The organism is Streptomyces sp. NPDC005752, assembly GCF_040630715.1.
GTDB lineage: Bacteria > Actinomycetota > Actinomycetes > Streptomycetales > Streptomycetaceae > Streptomyces.
Genome location: NZ_JBEXYB010000010.1, coordinates 162,732 through 180,942 on the forward strand (window position 1 = coordinate 162,732; position 18,211 = coordinate 180,942).

17 protein-coding genes are annotated in these 18,211 nt (G+C 70.8%); 4 read left to right on the forward strand and 13 right to left on the reverse strand.

Going from position 1 to position 18,211, the window contains the following annotated elements; translation table 11 throughout:
- Window positions 1-39: 39 nt before the first annotated feature.
- Genes ABZ441_RS11235 through ABZ441_RS11245 form a run of 3 tightly spaced genes read right to left on the reverse strand, consistent with a single transcriptional unit; the run spans window position 40 to window position 2,622 of the window.
- Window positions 40-810 (reverse strand): ABC transporter ATP-binding protein, encoded by a 771-nt coding sequence (locus ABZ441_RS11235; protein ID WP_358971006.1) that lies wholly within the window; start codon window positions 808-810, stop codon window positions 40-42.
- Window positions 807-1,568 (reverse strand): cobalt ECF transporter T component CbiQ, encoded by a 762-nt coding sequence (gene cbiQ / locus ABZ441_RS11240; RefSeq protein WP_358971009.1) that lies wholly within the window; start codon window positions 1,566-1,568, stop codon window positions 807-809. Before cbiQ ends, ABZ441_RS11235 begins: the two co-directional genes overlap by 4 nt.
- A gap of 1 nt (window position 1,569) precedes the next feature.
- Window positions 1,570-2,622, reverse strand: a complete 1,053-nt coding sequence (locus tag ABZ441_RS11245; protein WP_358971011.1) for an energy-coupling factor ABC transporter permease — start codon at window positions 2,620-2,622, stop codon at window positions 1,570-1,572.
- Window positions 2,623-2,800: 178 nt separating this feature from the next.
- Here ABZ441_RS11245 and ABZ441_RS11250 point away from each other — a divergent pair, with 178 nt between their 5' ends.
- The gene (locus ABZ441_RS11250) at window positions 2,801-3,169 is read left to right on the forward strand and encodes an SsgA family sporulation/cell division regulator (protein WP_358971014.1); all 369 of its coding nucleotides are present in this window, start codon (window positions 2,801-2,803) and stop codon (window positions 3,167-3,169) included.
- 157 nt (window positions 3,170-3,326) lie between these two features.
- On the opposite strand, the gene ABZ441_RS11255 is transcribed toward ABZ441_RS11250, so the two are convergent.
- Together ABZ441_RS11255 and ABZ441_RS11260 are read right to left on the reverse strand one after the other, a co-directional pair.
- Window positions 3,327-5,540, reverse strand: a complete 2,214-nt coding sequence (locus ABZ441_RS11255) for an MMPL family transporter (RefSeq protein ID WP_358971016.1) — start codon at window positions 5,538-5,540, stop codon at window positions 3,327-3,329.
- Between the two features lie 134 nt (window positions 5,541-5,674).
- Entirely contained in the window at window positions 5,675-6,247 is a 573-nt protein-coding gene (locus tag ABZ441_RS11260; protein ID WP_358971018.1) for a TetR/AcrR family transcriptional regulator, read from the reverse strand.
- 178 nt (window positions 6,248-6,425) lie between these two features.
- Here ABZ441_RS11260 and ABZ441_RS11265 point away from each other — a divergent pair, with 178 nt between their 5' ends.
- Complete coding sequence (locus ABZ441_RS11265; protein WP_358971021.1) at window positions 6,426-9,932, forward strand: S41 family peptidase; 3,507 nt, start codon at window positions 6,426-6,428, stop codon at window positions 9,930-9,932.
- 98 nt (window positions 9,933-10,030) lie between these two features.
- Here the strand turns inward: ABZ441_RS11265 and ABZ441_RS11270 are convergent, their stop codons facing one another.
- From ABZ441_RS11270 to ABZ441_RS11285, 4 genes are all read right to left on the reverse strand, one after another.
- Window positions 10,031-10,231, reverse strand: a complete 201-nt coding sequence (locus tag ABZ441_RS11270) for a hypothetical protein (RefSeq protein WP_358971024.1) — start codon at window positions 10,229-10,231, stop codon at window positions 10,031-10,033.
- Window positions 10,232-10,317: 86 nt separating this feature from the next.
- The gene (locus tag ABZ441_RS11275) at window positions 10,318-11,202 is read right to left on the reverse strand and encodes an SDR family oxidoreductase (protein WP_205022458.1); all 885 of its coding nucleotides are present in this window, start codon (window positions 11,200-11,202) and stop codon (window positions 10,318-10,320) included.
- The gene (locus ABZ441_RS11280) at window positions 11,199-12,149 is read right to left on the reverse strand and encodes an alpha/beta fold hydrolase (protein ID WP_358971028.1); all 951 of its coding nucleotides are present in this window, start codon (window positions 12,147-12,149) and stop codon (window positions 11,199-11,201) included. The genes ABZ441_RS11275 and ABZ441_RS11280 overlap by 4 nt, the downstream gene beginning before the upstream one ends.
- A complete protein-coding gene (locus tag ABZ441_RS11285) occupies window positions 12,146-13,666 on the reverse strand; it encodes an NAD(P)/FAD-dependent oxidoreductase (RefSeq protein WP_358971031.1) in 1,521 nt (506 codons plus the stop codon). Before ABZ441_RS11285 ends, ABZ441_RS11280 begins: the two co-directional genes overlap by 4 nt.
- Window positions 13,667-13,834: 168 nt before the next feature.
- Here ABZ441_RS11285 and ABZ441_RS11290 point away from each other — a divergent pair, with 168 nt between their 5' ends.
- On the forward strand, window positions 13,835-14,464 hold the full coding sequence (locus ABZ441_RS11290) for a MerR family transcriptional regulator (protein ID WP_358971142.1): 630 nt from the start codon (window positions 13,835-13,837) through the stop codon (window positions 14,462-14,464).
- Here ABZ441_RS11290 and ABZ441_RS11295 read toward each other — a convergent pair.
- Window positions 14,452-15,267 carry an exodeoxyribonuclease III gene (locus ABZ441_RS11295; protein ID WP_358971034.1) on the reverse strand — a complete coding sequence of 272 codons (816 nt, stop codon included), beginning with the start codon at window positions 15,265-15,267 and terminating at the stop codon, window positions 14,452-14,454. The two genes, ABZ441_RS11290 and ABZ441_RS11295, sit on opposite strands and share 13 nt — an antisense overlap.
- A gap of 49 nt (window positions 15,268-15,316) precedes the next feature.
- On the opposite strand from ABZ441_RS11295, the gene ABZ441_RS11300 reads away from it, so the two are divergent.
- The gene (locus ABZ441_RS11300; protein WP_358971036.1) at window positions 15,317-15,805 is read left to right on the forward strand and encodes a GNAT family N-acetyltransferase; all 489 of its coding nucleotides are present in this window, start codon (window positions 15,317-15,319) and stop codon (window positions 15,803-15,805) included.
- Here ABZ441_RS11300 and ABZ441_RS11305 read toward each other — a convergent pair.
- The 3 genes from ABZ441_RS11305 to ABZ441_RS11315 form a co-directional block, all read right to left on the reverse strand.
- Window positions 15,802-16,587, reverse strand: coding sequence for an SAM-dependent methyltransferase (locus ABZ441_RS11305; protein WP_358971039.1), 786 nt, complete (start codon window positions 16,585-16,587; stop codon window positions 15,802-15,804). The genes ABZ441_RS11300 and ABZ441_RS11305 overlap by 4 nt on opposite strands.
- A gap of 129 nt (window positions 16,588-16,716) precedes the next feature.
- Entirely contained in the window at window positions 16,717-17,577 is an 861-nt protein-coding gene (locus tag ABZ441_RS11310) for a hypothetical protein (protein WP_358971042.1), read from the reverse strand.
- Between the two features lie 53 nt (window positions 17,578-17,630).
- On the reverse strand, window positions 17,631-18,140 hold the full coding sequence (locus ABZ441_RS11315) for a hypothetical protein (RefSeq protein ID WP_358971045.1): 510 nt from the start codon (window positions 18,138-18,140) through the stop codon (window positions 17,631-17,633).
- Window positions 18,141-18,211: the final 71 nt, after the last annotated feature.

Here is an 18,211-nt window from a genome sequence, read left to right on the forward strand (position 1 = left end):
TCGCGCCGCAGGTGGAACGGGGGGCGGGTCACCATCTGTTCATGAACGCGGGACGGACACGGAACGCGGGTCGAAGCCGAAGGGCAGCTCCAGCCGGTGGCCGCGCATGAGGGCGTCGTCGCACAGCAGGTCCTGGGTACGGTCGTCGGCGACGATCACCCCGTCGCTGAGGATGACGGCGCGCGGGCAGAGTTCGAGGGCGTACGGCAGGTCGTGGGTGACCATCAGCACGGTGACGTCCAAGGACCTCAGGATGTCCGCGAGTTCGCGCCGGGAGGCCGGGTCCAGGTTGGAGGAGGGCTCGTCCAGGACGAGGATCTCCGGCTCCATGGCCAGCACGGTGGCCACGGCGACGCGGCGGCGCTGGCCGAAGGAGAGGTGGTGCGGGGGCCGCGCCGCGTACTCCTCCATACCGACTCTCCCGAGGGCGGTCATGACTCGCTCCTCCAGCTCCGGGCCGCGCAGTCCGGCCGTGGCGGGCCCGAAGGCGACGTCCTCGCGGACGGTCGGCATGAAGAGCTGGTCGTCGGGGTCCTGGAAGACGATGCCGACGCGGCGCCTGATCTCCGCGAGGTTCCTCTTCTCCACGGGCAGTCCGGCGATCCGGACGGTGCCGGAGCCCGCGTCGAGAATGCCGTTGAGGTGGAGGACGAGGGTGGTCTTGCCCGCGCCGTTGGGACCGAGGAGTGCCACGCGTTCACCGCGGGCCACGGTCAGGTCGACGCCGAAGAGCGCCTGGTGGCCGTCGGGGTAGGCGTAGGCGAGGCCGCTGACCTCGAGGGACGGCGCGGGCGCGGGGGGCAGGCTCATACGGTCCATCCCAGCAGACATACGACGAGGGCGAGCACGGGGAGTGCCGCGGCGTGCGCCCACTGGGTCCGGGAGGCGGTCACCTCGTCGATGACCGGCATGGTGCCGGTGTAGCCGCGGCTGACCATCGCGAGGTGGACGCGTTCCCCGCGCTCGTAGGACCGGATGAAGAGGGCACCCGCCGTCTTGGCGAGGACGCCCCAGTGCCGTACGCCGCCGGCCTCGAAGCCACGTGAGCGGCGGGCGACCGACATGCGGCGCAGCTCGTCGGTGATGACGTCGCCGTACCGGATCATGAACGACGCGATCTGGACGAGCAGGGACGGCAGCCGCAGCCGCTGGAGGCCGAGCAGCAGGGAGCGCAGCTCGGTGGTCGAGGCCAGGATCACCGACGCGGCGACACCCAGGGTGCCCTTCGCGAGTACGTTCCAGGCGCCCCAGAGGCCGGGGACGCTGACGGACACCCCGAGCAGCTCGGTCTGCTCGCCGGGCACGACGAACGGCATGAGCAGCGCGAACGCGACGAACGGCACCTCGATGACGAGCCGCTTCAGCAGGAAACCGGCGGGGATCCGGGACACCGCGGCGACCCCTGCGAGCAGCACCCCGTACAGCGCGAAGGCCCAGACGGCCTCGCGCGGGGTGGAGACGACGACCACGACGAAGCCGAGCACGGCGGCGATCTTGCAGTGCGGGGGGAGATCGTGGACGGGCGAGTGCCCGTGCCGGTAGAGCGTGTGCGCGTGGCCGGCGCCCATGTCAGACGGACTCGGTGGTGCGGGTGGTGGGTTCCTCGGGCGTACGGCGCCTGCGCACGGACCAGAAGACCCCGCTGCCGACGGCTACGGTCGCGCCCACCCCGATCACTCCGGCGAGACCGCCGGAGATCCGGGCGTTCTCGACGTCCTTGACGCCGTAGTCGGCGAGCGGTGAGTCGGCGGCGCCGTGTTCCTGGACCTTCTCGTCGATGCCCTTGTCGGCGGCGACCTTCTCCAGGCCGTCGGGGTTCGCGGAGGCGTAGAAGGAGACGAAGCCCGCGAGGACGAGCGCGGCGGCCAGGCCGGCGGCCCGGACCTTGCGGGTGGAGCGGGCCGGGGCGGGCGAGGGGGCGGCGGCGGCCGGGGCGTCGACGAGTGCGCCGTCGACGCGGAGCTTGAGCGGGGCGGCGAGCCCGCGGGCACCGTGCACCAGGTCGGGACGCACGGCGATCACGGCGCCGACGGTGAGCGCGGTGATGGCCGCCTCACCGATGCCGATCAGGACGTGGACGCCGACCATCGCGGTGAGGACCTTGCCGAGGGGGACGTCGGTGGTGCCCCCGATCGCGTAGACCGCGGTGAACGCGACGGCGGCGGCCGGGACGGAGACCAGTGCGGCGACGAAGGCCGCGACGGTCGTGGAGCGCCGGGTGCGGGGCAGCACACGGGTCAGCCCCCGGAAGAGGGCGTAGGCGACGACGGTGGTGACGACCCCCATCACCGTGATGTTCACGCCGAGTGCGGTGAGGCCGCCGTCGGCGAAGAGGATGCTCTGCATCAGCAGGACGACAGCTATGCAGAGCATGCCCGTGTAGGGCCCGACCAGGATCGCGGCCAGGGCCCCGCCCAGGAGGTGGCCGCTGGTGCCCGCCGCGACCGGAAAGTTGAGCATCTGCACGGCGAAGACGAACGCGGCGACGAGCCCGGCCAGCGGAGCCGTGCGGTCGTCCAGCTCACGCCGTGCCCCCCGGAGGCCGACGGCGACCGCGCCCGCGGCGACGACACCCGCCACGGCGGAGACAGGTGCGTTGATGAAACCGTCGGGTACATGCATGGAGTGGCTCCGCTTTCGGGCGTGATGACTGGCGGGGTCGGGAAGCGCTCCATGATAGGGCCCTGTTGCAAATAGTTCGCAAGAGCGCAGGGTCGACAACTGACCCTAGCCTCGATATGCCCAAATGGGAATATATGGGACATTAGGGGAACAGGTTTCCGTACCGGAGGAGCCGGCCATGTCCCTCGTGATCCAAGAACACGCCCAAGCCCGGCTCATCACCGACGGCCCCGACCCCCGAGTGGTCCCCGTCGAACTGCGCTGCGACCCGCAGGAGCCCGGAACCGTCCACGTCCGGCTTCCCGGAGGCGCCGACTGGGCCGTCGGCCAGGACCTCCTGGAACGCGGTCTGCGCTCCCCCGCCACCCGCGGTGACATAGGGGTATGGCCGTGCGGCCGTGCCCAGCTGGTCCTGGAACTGCACTCTCCGGACGGCGTCGCGGTCTTCCAGTTCGACAGGGCGCCCTTCATCCGCTTCCTGTCGCGGGTCCGTGCGGGCACAGCGAAGCAGAAGCTCCCGGCGGCCGCCCCCGCCACCCGCGCCTGAACAGGACGGAAGCCCCCGTGCCGCGTGCACGGGGGCTTCCGTCCGCCCCGGTCCCCCGTCCCCACAGGTAACCGGCGCTCCGGGGCCGCGCTGCGCTCATCCGCTCAGAAGCCGGCCCCGGGGCTCGTGCGGCTCACGCCGCCACGCACACCGCGGATCAGGCGCGGACCAGCTCCCGCTCCCCGCCACCGTCGGCCGGGCCGTCGGAGAGCTCCTTGCGCAGGCCCTCCCCCTCGACGTCCACGTTGGGCAGCACCCGGTCCAGCCAGCGCGGCAGCCACCAGGCGCGCCTGCCCAGCAGGGCGAGCACCGCCGGGACGATGGCCATCCGTACGACGAAGGCGTCGAAGAAGACGGCGATGGCCAGCGAGAAGCCGATCATCTTGACCATCGACTCGCTGGAGCCGATGAAACCGGCGAAGACGGCCATCATGATCACCGCTGCGGCGGTGACCACCCTGGCACCGTGCCGGAATCCGGTGACGATCGCCTGGCCGGGCGTCTCCCCGTGGACGTACGCCTCACGCATCCGCGTGACCAGGAAGACCTCGTAGTCCATCGCGAGACCGAAGACCACACCGATCATGAAGATCGGCATCATGCTCATGATCGGGCCGGTCTGCTCGACCCCGAAGAGCGAGGCGAGCCAGCCCCACTGGAAGACCGCGACGACCGCGCCCAGGGCCGCGACGACCGAGAGCAGGAAGCCGAGGGCCGCCTTGAGCGGCACCAGCAACGAGCGGAAGACCACCATCAGGAGCAGGAAGGCCAGTCCGACGACGAGTGCCAGGTAGGGCAGCAGCGCGTTGTTCATCTTCTCGGAGAAGTCGATGTTCATCGCCGTCGCGCCGGTGACCAGAACCTCGGCGCCGGTGTCTCCCTCGACGTCCGCGCCCGCGTCGCGGATCGCGTGGACGACGTCCTCCGTCTCGACGGAGCTCGGCCGGTCCTCGGGGATGACCGTGATGGTCGCGGCGTCGCCGGCCTTGTTGAAGGCGGCCGGGGTGACGGCGGCGACGTGGTCGATGCCCTCGATCTCCTGGGAGACCCGGTCGACGGCGGCCCTGCCGTCCTCACTGCTCTTCGTGTCCACGACGACCAGCAGGGGACCGTTGAATCCGGGGCCGAAGCCCTCGGACAACAGGTCGTAGGCCTGGCGCTGCGTGGTGCTCCTCGGCTGGGATCCGTCGTCGGGCAGTCCCATCTCCAGCGAGGCCGCCGGCAGGGCGACGGCACCGAGGCCGATGACCCCGGCCAGCAGCACCCACACCGGCTTGCGCAGCACGAACCGCGCCCAGCGGGTGCCCATGTTCGGCTTCGCGTCGGTCCTGTTCTCCGCCTCGGCGGCCTTGCGCGCCTTGCGCCCCATGACCCGCTTGCCCGCGAAGCCCAGCATCGCCGGGACGAGGGTGAGCGCGATGAGGACGGCGATCACGACGGTACCGGCGGCGGCGAAGCCCATCTTGGACAGCATCGGGATGTTGACGACGGCGAGGCCCACCAGGGCGATGACGACCGTCAGGCCGGCGAAGACGACGGCGGACCCCGCCGTGCCGACGGCCCGGCCGGCGGCTTCCTCGCGTTCCCGGCCCTCGGCCAGCTCGGCGCGGTAGCGGGAGACGATGAAGAGCGCGTAGTCGATGCCGACCGCGAGACCGATCATCATCGCGAGCGTGGAGGTCGTGGAGCCCAGGTCGAGCACGTTCGCCAGGGCGGTGATCGTGGACACTCCGATGCCGACCCCGATGAGGGCGGTCAGCAGCGGCAGCCCCGCGGCGATCAGCGACCCGAAGGTGATCACCAGGACCACCGCGGCCACGGCGACCCCGATGATCTCGGTGGCCCCGGTCTCCGGCATCACCTGGAGCGCGTCACCACCGATCTCCACGGTCATTCCGCTGCTCTGCGCGGCTTCACCCGCGTCCTCCAGCGCCCCTCGCGTCCCGTCGGTCAGCTCCATCGAGCTGACCTTGTAGGAGACGGAGATGTACGCGGTGGAACCGTCCTGGCTGACCGCCTTCGCCGCAAAGGGGTCGGCGACCGAGGCGATCTGGTCCGAGCCGGACTTCAGGTCGCCGACGATCTCCTGGATCTCGGCCTTGTTGGCCGCCGAGGTCACCTTCTCCTCCCCCGGCGCCTTGAAGACGACCCGGGCGGTCGCGCCGTCGGCGCTGCCCCCGGGGAAGCGCTCGTCGAGCAGGTCGAAGGCCCGCTGGGCCTCCGTACCGGGGATGGAGAAGGAACTGGAGGTGGCGGTGGACGCGGAGGCCGCGCCGAATCCGGCGAGCGCCAGCAGCGCGACCCAGATCAGGGCGACGTAACGGCGACGCCGGAAGGCGATTCGTCCTAGTTTGTACAGGAATGTAGCCACGAAGGGGGTACTCCCGGTCAGGTCGTTGCGCGGAAGAGGGCGTGAGGAACCAGCCCGACGACGAGAGCGGCGTGTCAGGTGGAGCGTCGGGGAATCAGGTCGTGCGGAGTGCCCTGCGAAGGGAAGCGGGGACGTCAGACACCGAGGGCGGGGAACACCACGGCTTCTGCGTAGTCGATGAGGAACGCCTGGTCGACGGTCCGGTCCTCCACCAGCTCACGAGCGGCGAAGGCACCGATCATCATGTGCGGAAGAAAGGACAGCGCCGGATTGTCCGGACGCACTTCACCCCGGTCTACGGCCCGCTGGAGCAGCAGCCCGAGACCGGTGAGTTCCGGCTCGATCAGCAGCTCGCGCAGCGCCTGGAAGAGATCGGGATTGCCGTGGACCGCCTGGCCGAGCCCCCGCATCAGGGCGGAGTTCTTCTCCATCTGACAGTCGTCGGTCCGCTGCAGCACGGCGTGGAAATCACCGCGCAGAGAACCGGTGTCGATCTCGGCGAGCTGAACCGGCTTGTTGTGGCGCAGCGCCTTGACGACGAGCTCGGCCTTGCTCCCCCACTGGCGGTAGAGGGTGGCCTTGCTGGAACGGGTACGGGCGGCGACAGCGTCCATGGTCAGGGCTTCATAGCCGACCTCGCCGAGCAGATCGAGCACGGCGGCGTACAGCTCACCCTCGCGCTCGGGCGTGAGCCGGCTGCGTGCCATGTGTCGACCTCCTCTTGATCGCGCCTGCTGGATGGTACGCCAGTCGAAGATCGACCAGCGGAACGAAACTGTTTCGTACACTTCGAAGATACTCCCCACCCTCATCGAAACGAAACAGTTTCGCTTGTGTGCTGCACCACAAGTTGCCGCGAACCCTTCGGATGGAAAGCATTGGGGGGTGAGTGACGACGTCGCGTATCTCCGTTTCCCGCACCTCCACAAGGACCTGCTCTGCTTCGCGGCGGAGGACGACCTCTGGGTCTCCCCCCTCGCCCCGGCGGGGCAGCGGCCCGGTCGGGCGTGGCGGCTGACCGTCGACCGGACCAGGGTCAGTCATCCGCGCTTCTCGCCCGACGGCGGTCTCATCGCCTACACGACATGGCGCACGCTCGATCCAGAGATCCACATCGTCCCCGTCGACGGGGGGCCGGCCCGTCGGCTCACCCACTGGGGCTCCACCGACGCGCGGGTCTGCGGCTGGAGCCCCGATCCCGGGGAGTCGTCCCAGATCCTCGCGGTGTCCTCGCACAACCAGCCCTTCTCGTACTTCTCGTGGGCGTACAGCGTCCCCACGGACGGCAGCCCCGGTGGCAAGCTGCCCTGGGGCCCCGTCTCCGACATCGCCGTCGCCGACATCGACGGCGAACGGCGCACCCTGCTGCTCACCGGGAAGCCGCCGCACGAGCCGGCGGCCTGGAAGCGGTACAGGGGCGGCGCCACGGGCCGGCTGTGGCTGCACGGCGAACGGCTGCTGCCCGGCATCGGCGGGCACCTGGACGCGCCGATGTTCGTCGGGCGCCGGATCGCGTTCCTCTCCGACCACGAAGGCGTCGGCAATCTCTACTCCTGCCTGATGGACGGCGGCGATCTGCGCAGGCACACGGATCACGACGCGTTCTACGCCCGGCACGCCTCCAGTGACGGCCACAGGGTCGTCTACCAGTGCGGCGGCGATCTGTGGCTGGTCGAGGACCTGGAGTCGCCGGACGCGGCACCCCGGAAACTGGAGGTGCGACTCGGAGGCCCACGGACGGGCCGGCGTACGTACCAGGTGCCGGCGTCCAGCCATGTCGACTCGCTGTCCGTCGACGAGACGGGCCGGGCGAGTGCCGTCTCCGTGCGCGGCAGCCTCTACTGGCTCACCCACCGCGACGGCCCCGCCCGCACGATCGCCGACACCCCGGGGGTGCGGGTGCGGCTGCCCGAGATGCTCGGCAGCAGCGGACGGATCGCCTACGTCACCGACGCCGAGGGCGACGACGCGGTCGAGATCGCCTATCTGCCCCGGGCCAGCGGCGACCGCCCGCCCCGCCGGCTGGCCGCCGGGCGGCTCGGCAGGGTCCACGAGACCGTCTCCGACCCGGAGGGCGAGCGGCTGGCGATCGCGTCGAACGACGGCCGGCTGCTCCTGCTGGACACCGCGGAGGACGCCACGGAACCGGCCATGGACTTCCTGGGCCCGGACACGGACTCACCGGAAACGTCCGCACCACCGGAGCCCCCCGGTCAGGACGAGGGCGTGGCCCCGCCGAGGACCGTCGCCCCGCTGGAGGCCCTCGCCCGGACGGACAGCCCCGACGACGAACCCTCCGGGGACATCTCCAAGGGCGGCGACGGGCCCCCGGCCGGTGAGCCCCCGGCCGGTGAGCCCCCGGCCGACGGGCTCACCGAACTCATCCGCTCCGTGAACGGACCGGTCCGCGATCTGGCGTTCTCCCCGGACGGCCACTGGCTGACCTGGTCGCACCCCGGCATCGGCCGGTCGCTGCGGCAGATCAAGCTGGCCAGGATCACCGGCCCGGACGCCCCGGTGACAGTGGATGTCACCAACGGGCGCTTCGAGGACGAGAACCCCGTCTTCACCGGGGACGGCCGCTATCTCGCCTTCCTCTCCTGGCGCGGATTCGACCCGGTGTACGACGTCCACACCGGCGACCTCTCCTTCCCGCTGGGCTGCCGCCCCTATCTGGTCCCCCTCACCTCGGCGACCCCCTCCCCCTTCGCCCTGCTCCCGGACGGCAGGCCCGCCGCGGGCGGCCTGGATCCGGTGGACATCGCCGAGGGCACGGTCGAGGGGCCGACGGTGATGGTGGAGTTCGAGGGGCTGGAGAGCAGGGTGACCCCCTTCCCGGTCTCCGCGTCGAAGTACTCGGCGCTCCAGCCGGTCAGCGGCGGGGGCCTGGTCTGGCTGCGCTGGCCGATCTCCGGAGCGCTGGGCGAGACCTTCGCCAACCCGTCGGACATGTCGGGCCGGCCCACGCTGGAGCACTTCAACATCGCCAAAGCCCGCAGGACCGAACTGGTCGGCCACCTCGACTGGTTCGCGGTCAGCGGGGACGCCTCCCGGCTCGTCGTCATGGACGACGGCGAGCTGCGCGCCGTACCGTCCAACGAGCCCGGCGACAACGACACGACGGTCTTCCTCGACCTGCGCCGCATCCTGCACGACGTCGACCCGGCGGCCGAATGGCGCCAGGCGTACGGAGAGGCGGGGCGCATCATCCGCTCCTACTTCTGGGAACCGGACATGTGCGGCATCGACTGGGGCGGCGTACTGGAGCAGTACCGCCCACTGGTCGAACGGGTCGCGTCCCCCGACGAGTTCGCCGACCTGCTGCGCGAGGTCCTCGGCGAACTGGGCACCTCCCACGCGTACGTCTCCCCCGCCCGCCGCAACGAGGGGCCCCCTCACTACCAGCGGGCGATCGGACTGCTGGGAGCCAACCTCGTCTGCCGGGACGGCGACTGGACGGTGCAGCGCGTCCTGCCCGGCGACTCCTCCGACTCCAAGGCCCGCTCTCCGCTGGCCGGTACGGGGATCCGCGAGGGGGCCGTCCTCACGCACGTCGACGGCCGGCCGGTCGATCCCGTGGCGGGCCCGTCCCCCCTGCTGACGGCCGCAGGCGGCACCACGGTGGAGCTGACGTTCCGGCCGGCCGAGGGTGAGGGCGGCGGACGGTCACGCCGCGTCGCGATCGTCCCGCTGGTCGACGAACGCCCCCTGCGCTATCAGGACTGGGTGGCCAAACGCCGTGAAGTCGTACGGGAGTTGAGCCACGGAAAGTGCGGCTATCTGCACATCCCCGACATGGGGGGTTCCGGCTGGGCACAGTTCAACCGGGACCTGCGGCTGGAGGTGTCGCGCCCGGCCCTGATCGTGGACGTACGGGGCAACGCGGGCGGCCACATCAGCGAGCTGGTCGTCGAGAAGCTCACCCGCACGATCCTCGGCTGGGACCTGACCCGTAACGCCCAGGCGGTCTCGTACGCGTCCAACGCGCCCCGGGGCCCGGTCGTCGCCCTCGCCGACGAGGCCACCTCCTCCGACGGGGACATGATCACGGCCGCGTTCCGGCTGCTGAAGCTGGGGCCGGTGGTGGGTCAGCGCACCTGGGGCGGGGTGGTCGGGATGACCGGGCGGCACCGGTTGGGTGACGGAACGGTGATCACGGTGCCGATGAACGCGGCCTGGTTCGACACGTACGGCTGGTCCGTCGAGAACCACGGCGTCGAACCCGATCTGGAGGCACTGCGCACCCCGCTGGACTGGGCGGAGGGCCGCCACGCGGTCCTGGACGACGCCGTCAGGGTGGCCCTGGACCTCCTGGCCGCCCACCCGGCGGCCACACCCCCCACCTACGACACCGCCCCGAACCTACGAAGGCCGCCGCTGCCCCCGAGGTGACCGACGGAGCAGGGCGCATCCCGCATCCCGCACGAGAAGGGGCGTACCCGGCACCCGGGTACGCCCCAACCGACCGCAGACGTCAGACGCGTCGGCCGTCAGCGCTCACGCGGCTGGTCCGCCGCGTCCTGCGCACGGTCCCGCGCGCCGGGCCGGCGGCCCTGGGCCTGGTCCGAGGCACGGTCCGGACGGTCGGAGGGACGCTCACGCGCCTCGTCCCGCTTGCCGCCCGCCTTCTGCTGCTTGGCCTGGTCGGCGAGCTCCTGCGCCTTGTCCTTGAACTGGTCTGCGATACCCATGCTGTTCACTCCTATGTGGGTGCGTGGGGGTGGCCCCGGTGGGGCCTTGCTCAGACTTACACACCGGGACATTCATCGCATTTCGATCATCCGCGCCGTACTCGCGCCTCTCTGTCGGCCGCGCCGCCGGCCCCCACGAGCCCCTTGCTCACCCCGTCGAGCCGGGGCCCGAACCGCTTCATCTCGCGCTGCCCGACCGCCCCTATGACCATCGGCAGGTACCCCCGGATCGACTGCATCCCGCGCAGCCACCACTGGGCGTACACGTGCGCGGAGCGCCGTTCGACACCCTCGACGATCCGGTCGACGGCGGGGCCCAGCGGATACGTCCGGTTCGCCGGCCAGGGCAGCCGCTGCCGCAACTCCCTCATGACGTCGTCCTCGTCGGCCCCGCGCACCATGTCCGTGTCGGTCCAGGACAGATAGCCGACCCCGACCTTCACTCCGCGGTGGCCGACCTCGCCGCGCAGGCAGTGCGCGAACGCCTCCACGCCCGACTTGGACGCGCAGTACGCGCTCATCATCGGCGCCGGGGTGATCGCGGCCAGTGACGCTATCTGGAGGAAGTAGCCGCGACTCTCGATGAGGACCGGCAGGAAGGCCCGCGCCGTCACCGCGCCGCCTATCAGGTTCACCTCGATGACCCGCCGCCATGCCTCAGGGTCCGAGTCGACGAGCGGACCGCCGGTGGCGACGCCCGCGTTGGCGACGACGACGTCGATCTTCCCGAATCGCTCCTTGACCTCCTGGGCGACCCGGCTCATCGCCACATGGTCCGTGACGTCGGCGTACCAGTGGTCGCTCGCGGAGTGCAGCCGCTCCGAGACCTTCTTCAGCTCGTCCGGCTCCAGGCCGACCAGCGCCAGCGTGGCGCCGCGCGCCGAGAGCTTGCGGGCGAGCAGTTCGCCCACCCCCCGCGCCGCGCCCGTGACGACGACGACCTGTCCTTCGAGACTCCGCCTGCCGCTCATGCGACCTCCTCCTCGCTCACGGCTTCCGCCGTGCTGCCCGCACCTTCAAGAGTGACGTACGAGGCCACCAGCTCGCGGAGCTTCGCCGTGACCACCTCGGGCGCCTCGACCGGCGTCATGTGACCCGTACCCGCCAGTTCCGTGAGCCCGAGGCTGTGCGGCAGCGCCGCCTCGATGGCCCTCGCGTGCACGGGCGGCGTCAGCCGGTCCTCCGCGCCCGCGATCACCGCGGTCGGCAGCCGCAGCTCCCGCAGCCGCGCCTCGAGGTCGAGCTCCGCGAGCACGTGCCCCCAGGCGGCACGTGCGCCGGTGGGACACGCATGGACGATCCTGGCACAGGCGTCCACGCGTTCCGGCGCGGAACCGCGCCCCATCGTGGCGTACTTGAGGATCGCCTTCGACACCGCGTTGACCGGCCCGAGCGGTGCGCGTGCGCCGAGCACCGCCGTGGTGATCCGGGTACGCAGGGCGCCTGCCCTCAGCGGGAGCACCAGCGACTCGGCCGTCAGGCGCGAGCTTCCGGTGCTGCACAGCAGCACGGCCGCCCCGTGTTCCCGCACGGCGTCGCGGCCGGCCGCGGCCATCAGCGTCATCCCGCCCATGGAGTGGCCGCCGAGCACCGCTTTCTGCCCGGGCCCGAGCGTGGCCCTCAGGACCGCTTCGAGGTCGTCGGCCAGCGCACGCGTGCTGTATCCGCCGGCACCCGCCTCGGGGGTGCGCCCGTGGCCCCGCTGGTCGTAGACGACGACCCGGTGGTCCGCCGCCAGGTCACGCACCTGGGCGTCCCAGAAGCGGGTGTTGCAGGTCCAGCCGTGCGCAAGGACCACGGCGGGCGCGCCCTCGGGGCCGTGCAGTTCGACGTGGACGCGCGAACCGTCGGCGGAGACGACGTCCATCTCGCGTACGGGCACGGGCGGAGTGTTCGCGAGCTGTGTCAGCCGGCTCATCGTGCGGCCTCCTCGGTCACGGCCTGTGCCGTGGAGTGGGTGGCGGGAGGACGGATGACCTCGTACTCCCCCAGATCGACCGAGCGGGTGGCCCGCCGGAATTCGGCGGTCGTGCCCGGCCAGACCGTGGTGTTGCGTCCGTTGGCGTCGAGGTACCAGCTGGTGCAGCCGCCGGTGTTCCAGACGGTCCGCTTCATCCGGTCCTGAACGCGCCGGTTCCAGGCGCCGACGGCGGAGGGCCGCGCGTCGAGTGCGGCACGTCCGCCGAGGACGTCGAGCTGCCGCATGTAGTCGGCCATGTAGTTCAGCTGGGACTCGATCATGAGGATCATGGAGGAGTTCCCGAGACCCGTGTTGGGGCCGATGATCGTCATCCAGTTGGGGAAGCCGGCCGCGGTCGCGCCCCGCAGCGCCTGCATCTCGTCCTTCCAGGACTCGGCCAGGGTGATGCCGTCGGCGCCGACGACCCGGCTGGCGATCGGCATGTCCGTCACATGGAAGCCGGTACCGAGGATGATCACGTCGGCCTCGGTCTCCGAACCGTCCGACCCGACCAGGGTCGAGCCCCGCACCTCGGACAGACCGGAGTCGACCACGTCGACATTCGGCTGCGCGAGCGCCGGGTAGTAGGCGTTGGAGAGCAGGATGCGCTTGCAGCCGATGCGGTACGAGGGGGTCAGCTTTGCCCGTAGCGCGGGGTCCTTGACGGCCCGCGCCATGTTGGACTTGGCTATCGACTCGACGAGCCCGAGCTGGTTGGGATGCTTGGTGAAGGCACCGACCTGCAACTCCCGGATGCCCCACAGGAGTCCGCGGCGCGCGGTGGCCGTGAAGGGAAGCGCGCGGTGCAGCCACTTCTCAGCGCCGCTGATGGCGCGGTCCATGCGCGGCATCACCCAGGGCGGGGTCCGCTGGAAGAGGGTCAGCCGGCCGGCCTTCGGCTGGATCTCCGGGACGATCTGGATCGCGGAGGCACCGGTGCCGATCACCGCGACGCGCTTGCCGCTCAGGTCGTAGTCGTGGTCCCACTGCGCGGAGTGGAAGACCTTGCCCGGGAAGTCGGCCAGTCCCGGAATGTCCGGCAGCTTCGGATCGCTGAGCGGGCCGGTGGCGGACACGACCGCGTCAGCGGTGATCGTGGAGCCGTTGGCCGTCTCGATCACCCAGTGCAGTTCGTCGTTGTCCCAGCGCATGACGGTGACTTCGTGGTCGAGCCTGAGGTGCGGGCGCAGCCCGAAGGTGTCCGCCACGTGCTCCAGGTAGGCACGGATGTGCTGCTGCCCGGAGAAGGTGCGCGGCCAGTCGGGGTTGGGCGCGAAGGAGAACGAGTACAGGTGGGACGGTACGTCGCAGGCGCAGCCCGGGTAGCTGTTGTCGCGCCAGGTGCCACCGACGGAACCGGCCCGTTCGAGGACCAGGAAGTCGGTGACGCCTTCGCGGCGGAGCCGGACCGCGGCCCCGAGGCCCCCGAATCCGGATCCGATCACCGCCACTCGTACGTGCTCGTGCTGGGCCATGCTGCCGCCTCCCCGCGGTACGTGCCACGACTCTGCCAGCAATCACTGGCACTGTTGGGAGACTAGAGCAGCCCCGTACCGATGGGTAGGGGTCGGGGCGAGGAAGTTACCGGCGGTACAACATAGGGTGCGGGTGTGGCTGAAGGACGCGAGCACCGCGAGTACCGCATGGAGGAGCTGGCCAGGGAGGCCGGCATCACCGTGCGCACCCTGCGTTTCTACCGGGAGCGCGGACTGATCCAGCCACCCCGCCGCGAGGGCCGTATCGCCTGGTACGACGACCACCACCTGGCCCGGCTGCGCACCATCACGGGCCTGCTGGAGCGGGGCCACACCCTCAACGGCATCGCCGATCTCGCCTCGACGTTCGACAGCGGCCGCGACGTCGCCGAGGTGCTGGGCCTGGGCGAACCGACCGAGGAGACCCCGGTCCGGCTCACCCCCGAGCAGCTCGCCGACTACTTCCAGGACCAGGCCACGGCGGAGAACCTCGCCGCATCCATGGAGCTGGGCTACCTCGGCGTCGACGGCGACGAGATCGTCCACATCAGCCGCCGCCTGCTGGAGGCGTCGTCCGAACTCGTCCGGGCCGGGGTGCCGCTCGACGCCGTACTTTCCTCGGGCCGCCAGGTCCGCGAGCACGCCGACGCCCTCGCCGACCTCTTCGTACGCGTCCTGCGCACCCACACCGCGCACACCGAGCCGGACCAACTGCGCACGCTGGCCCACGCGGTGGTGGACGCGGAGCTGTCGATGGCGCTCGACCGGCGGCTGCGCGAGGACGATCAGCCTTCGTAGGCGACCGTCACCGGCGCGTGATCGCTCCACCGCTCACCGTGCGTGGCGGCGCGCTCCACCCACGCCTTGACGGCGCGGCCGGCGAGGCCGGGGGTCGCCACCTGGTAGTCGATGCGCCAGCCCGCGTCGTTGTCGAAGGCCCGGCCGCGGTAGGACCACCAGGAGTACGGCCCCTCCTCCTCCGGATGCTGCGCGCGGACCACGTCGACGTACTCCGCCTCGTCGAACACCCGGGTCAGCCACTCCCGCTCCTCGGGGAGGAAGCCGGAGTTCTTCTTGTTGGCCTTCCAGTTCTTGAGGTCGGCCTCACGGTGGGCGATGTTCCAGTCGCCACACACGACCACCTCGCGCCCCCCTGCGGCCGCCCGCACCCTCAGCCCCTGGAGATAAGGGAGGAAGGCCGCCATGAAACGCTCCTTCTCCTCCTGCTTCTCCGTGCCGACCTCGCCGGAGGGCAGGTAGAGGCTGGCGACCGTCACACCCGGGAGATCGATCTCGACGTAGCGGCCCGAGGTGTCGAACTCCCCACTCCCCGGAACCTCGAACCCGCCGAAACCGATCTGGACGCGCTCCGGCGCGCGCCGCGTATAGACGGCGACCCCCGCGCGCCCCTTGGCCAAGGCCGGGGCCAGGACGACGTGCCAGCCCTCGGGCTCGCGCACCTCTTCGGGGAGCTGCTGCGCTTCGGCGCGCACTTCCTGGAGGCAGACGACGTCGGCCTCGGTACGCCCCAGCCACTCGACGAAGCCCTTTTTGGCGGCGGCACGGAGGCCGTTCACGTTCACGGTGGTAACAGTCAGCATCCCGGCACAGTACCTACATGTGGGATCGCATATCTGTACCATGAGTCGCATGAATATCCAGCCGCGGCCTTTCGACCACCCCGACGCGCTCAAACTCAACGACCTGGTGCAGCTCGAATATGCCGTGCGCTACGGAGACGGCGGTGACATCACACCGCTCGACGCCACCATGTTCGATCCGCCTCGCGGACTGTACCTGCTCGCCTACGACGAGCAGGACCGTCCCCTGGCCACCGGCGGCTGGCGCAGCCAGGACCGGAACGACGAGGGGTATTCGGACGGCGACGCCGAGATCAAGCGGATGTTCGTGATCACCGAGGGCCGCGGCCGGGGCCTCGCGCGACGCATCCTCGCCGCACTGGAGGCCGACGCCCGCGCGGCGGGCCGTACGCGCATGGTGCTGGAGACCGGGGACCAGCAGCCCGAGGCGATCGCGCTGTACACGTCGAGCGGCTACACACGCTGCGCGAAGTTCGGCCACTACCGCACGTACGACAGCAGCATCTGCATGGCCAAGCCGCTGGGACAGCCCGCCTAGGGAAGCCGCGCCACCCCGACGTAGAACCCGCTCCGCTCGTACACCGGCGCGGGCTCGTCCCGATACCACTCGGGCGCCGTGACCAGCCCCGGCTCCACGAGTTCCAGACCCTCGAAGAACGGCTCGACCTCCGCACGCGTGCGCATGCGGAGCGATATCGCACCCTTCCTGTACGCGGACTCGGTCTCCTGCTTCAGCTCCGGGTGCTGATCGGCGGTCCCGTGCGACAGCACGAGATAGCTCCCCGAAGGGAGCGCCCCGACCAGCCTGCGGGTGATGCCGTACGGGTCCTTCTCGTCGGGCAGGAAGTGCATCAGCGCGATGAGGGACAGCGCGACGGGCCTCCCGAAGTCCAGCAGCTCCGCCGCTCGTTCGAGGATCGCCTCCGGCTGCCGCACATCGGCGTGGATGTAGTCGGTCGCACCCTCCGGGCTGCTCACCAGGAGTGCCTCCGCATGACGCAGCACGATGGGGTCGTTGTCCGCGTAGACGACCCTGGCCTGCGGGGTGACGGCCTGGACGACCTGATGGAGATTGGGCGAGGTGGGGATGCCGGTGCCGATGTCGAGGAACTGGTCGACACCCTGCCCGGCCAGCCAGGCGGAGGCCCGGTGCATGAACGCCCGGTTCCGCGCCGCGTTCGCCCGCGCCTCGGCGGGCAGCTTCTCCGCGACCTCCTGATCCACCGGGTAGTTGTCCTTGCCACCGAGCAGCCAGTCGTAGACCCGGGCCGGGTGCGGCCTGCTGGTGTCGATACGGGAGCTGGGGATACCGGCTGTCACAGGACGCTCCTCCAGAGGAATCGCGGACGGAGAACCCCGCTCACGATCCGGCTCACGCCTCAACAGCGGTCCCCGGAAGGGCGGGTGGTCGAGACCACTCTAAGCGGTAGGGCTCCGGCTCCTCATGCGTCACGCACGCCACCTGTCGCGGAGGAGCCATGCCGCCCGCTCGCCCAGGTGGTGACGCCACAGCCACCACGGCAGACGCCGGTGCGGGACATGACCCCACAGATCGTCGTCGGCCTCGCTGCCCCGGGGGTGCGCCCGCAGTAGCTGCAGACAACGACGGTTCACGGTGGAATGCAGCCGGGCGACATGGGCCAGCGCCACACGGCCCTGATGGCGAAGCTCGTCACCCTCCGATTCCAACGCCCGGGCCACCCTGGGCAGGATGGCCTCTGCGTCAGGGTGGTTCAACGCCAGGCCGATCAGCGCCACCCCGACGAGCTCCTCCGCCCGGTCGAACGCCGCGTCGACCTCTTCGGGCCGGTCGGTCCCCATCAGAGCCGAGATGCTCCGCCAGTTCATGCCCTGCCCCGACGCGGCACGGCCGGTGAGGAACTCGTCCCGCCCGGCGGCCCGCAGACGCAGCCCCTCGCCCTCGGGGTCGCGCGCCGAACGCGCCACGACGGTGCCCCCCGACGCCGCCAACTCGCCGAGCAGTCGGCCGCGTTCCTCGCCGGTACGCGAACAGGCCCAGCTCAAGGCCAGATACGTCCAGACCCGCCCTGCATCCGCGCCCCCTCCCGCGAGGCGGTGACACAGCGCACCCAGTTGCGGCGAGGACGGCTCCACCCCGGCGAGCGCGTCGAATTCCCCTGCCGGCTCCCGCAGGTCGCACTGTCGGAGAAAGGCGAGACGTACGGCGTCCTCCGCACCCAGCGCACCGGACACGTACCCCCACCCGACCTCGGCCGGCTCCAGCGCCGCGGCGAACCGGACGAACTCGGCGGGTATACGGAAGGGTGAGGCAGCGGGTTCATCAGGCATACCGGCCGACCCTACCCAACGGCTCGTCACCGTCCGATCGCCACCAGCCGCTGTCAGCCGGGGATGATCCGCCCGTCCTCGATCTGGAAGTTCTCGGCCGGTGAGCAGCCGATCGATGGTGTGATCAGCAGGCTGACCGCCACCGGTGCGGGGTCCGTGCCGGCGGTGGAGAACTCGCACACCGCGTGGCGGCCGGTCAGCGGGAACCAGAACCAGGCGTCCGCCTCGCCGACCGGAGCCCGGTCCGATTCTCTCCACGCACCGTTCTTGAAGGTGAAGACCTGGAGGCGCACGGATGCCGCGAGCGGATCGGTCTGCGACCTCAAAGCGGTGAGCGTGAATTTGAGATCCCTGCCCAGGACCGACGTGGCGATCCGTCGGCGCTCTGTCGCCTGAGGCGCAGTCTGCGGTTTCTCCCCCCGACCGGCCGTCGGGCGGGTCTGCGGGTCGGCCGGCCGCGGGTTCGGCGGGCCACCGGCGGTTGCGCCGACCGTGACGGTGACGGCCGTGGCGGTGGCCAGGGCGACGCCCCAGCTCATGAATGTGCGGAAGTTCTTGATCACGACGTCTCCATATGCGGTGATCGGTGCGGGTCGGGTCGCAAAGGCGTGTCGATGTCCAGGACGGCCTTCTG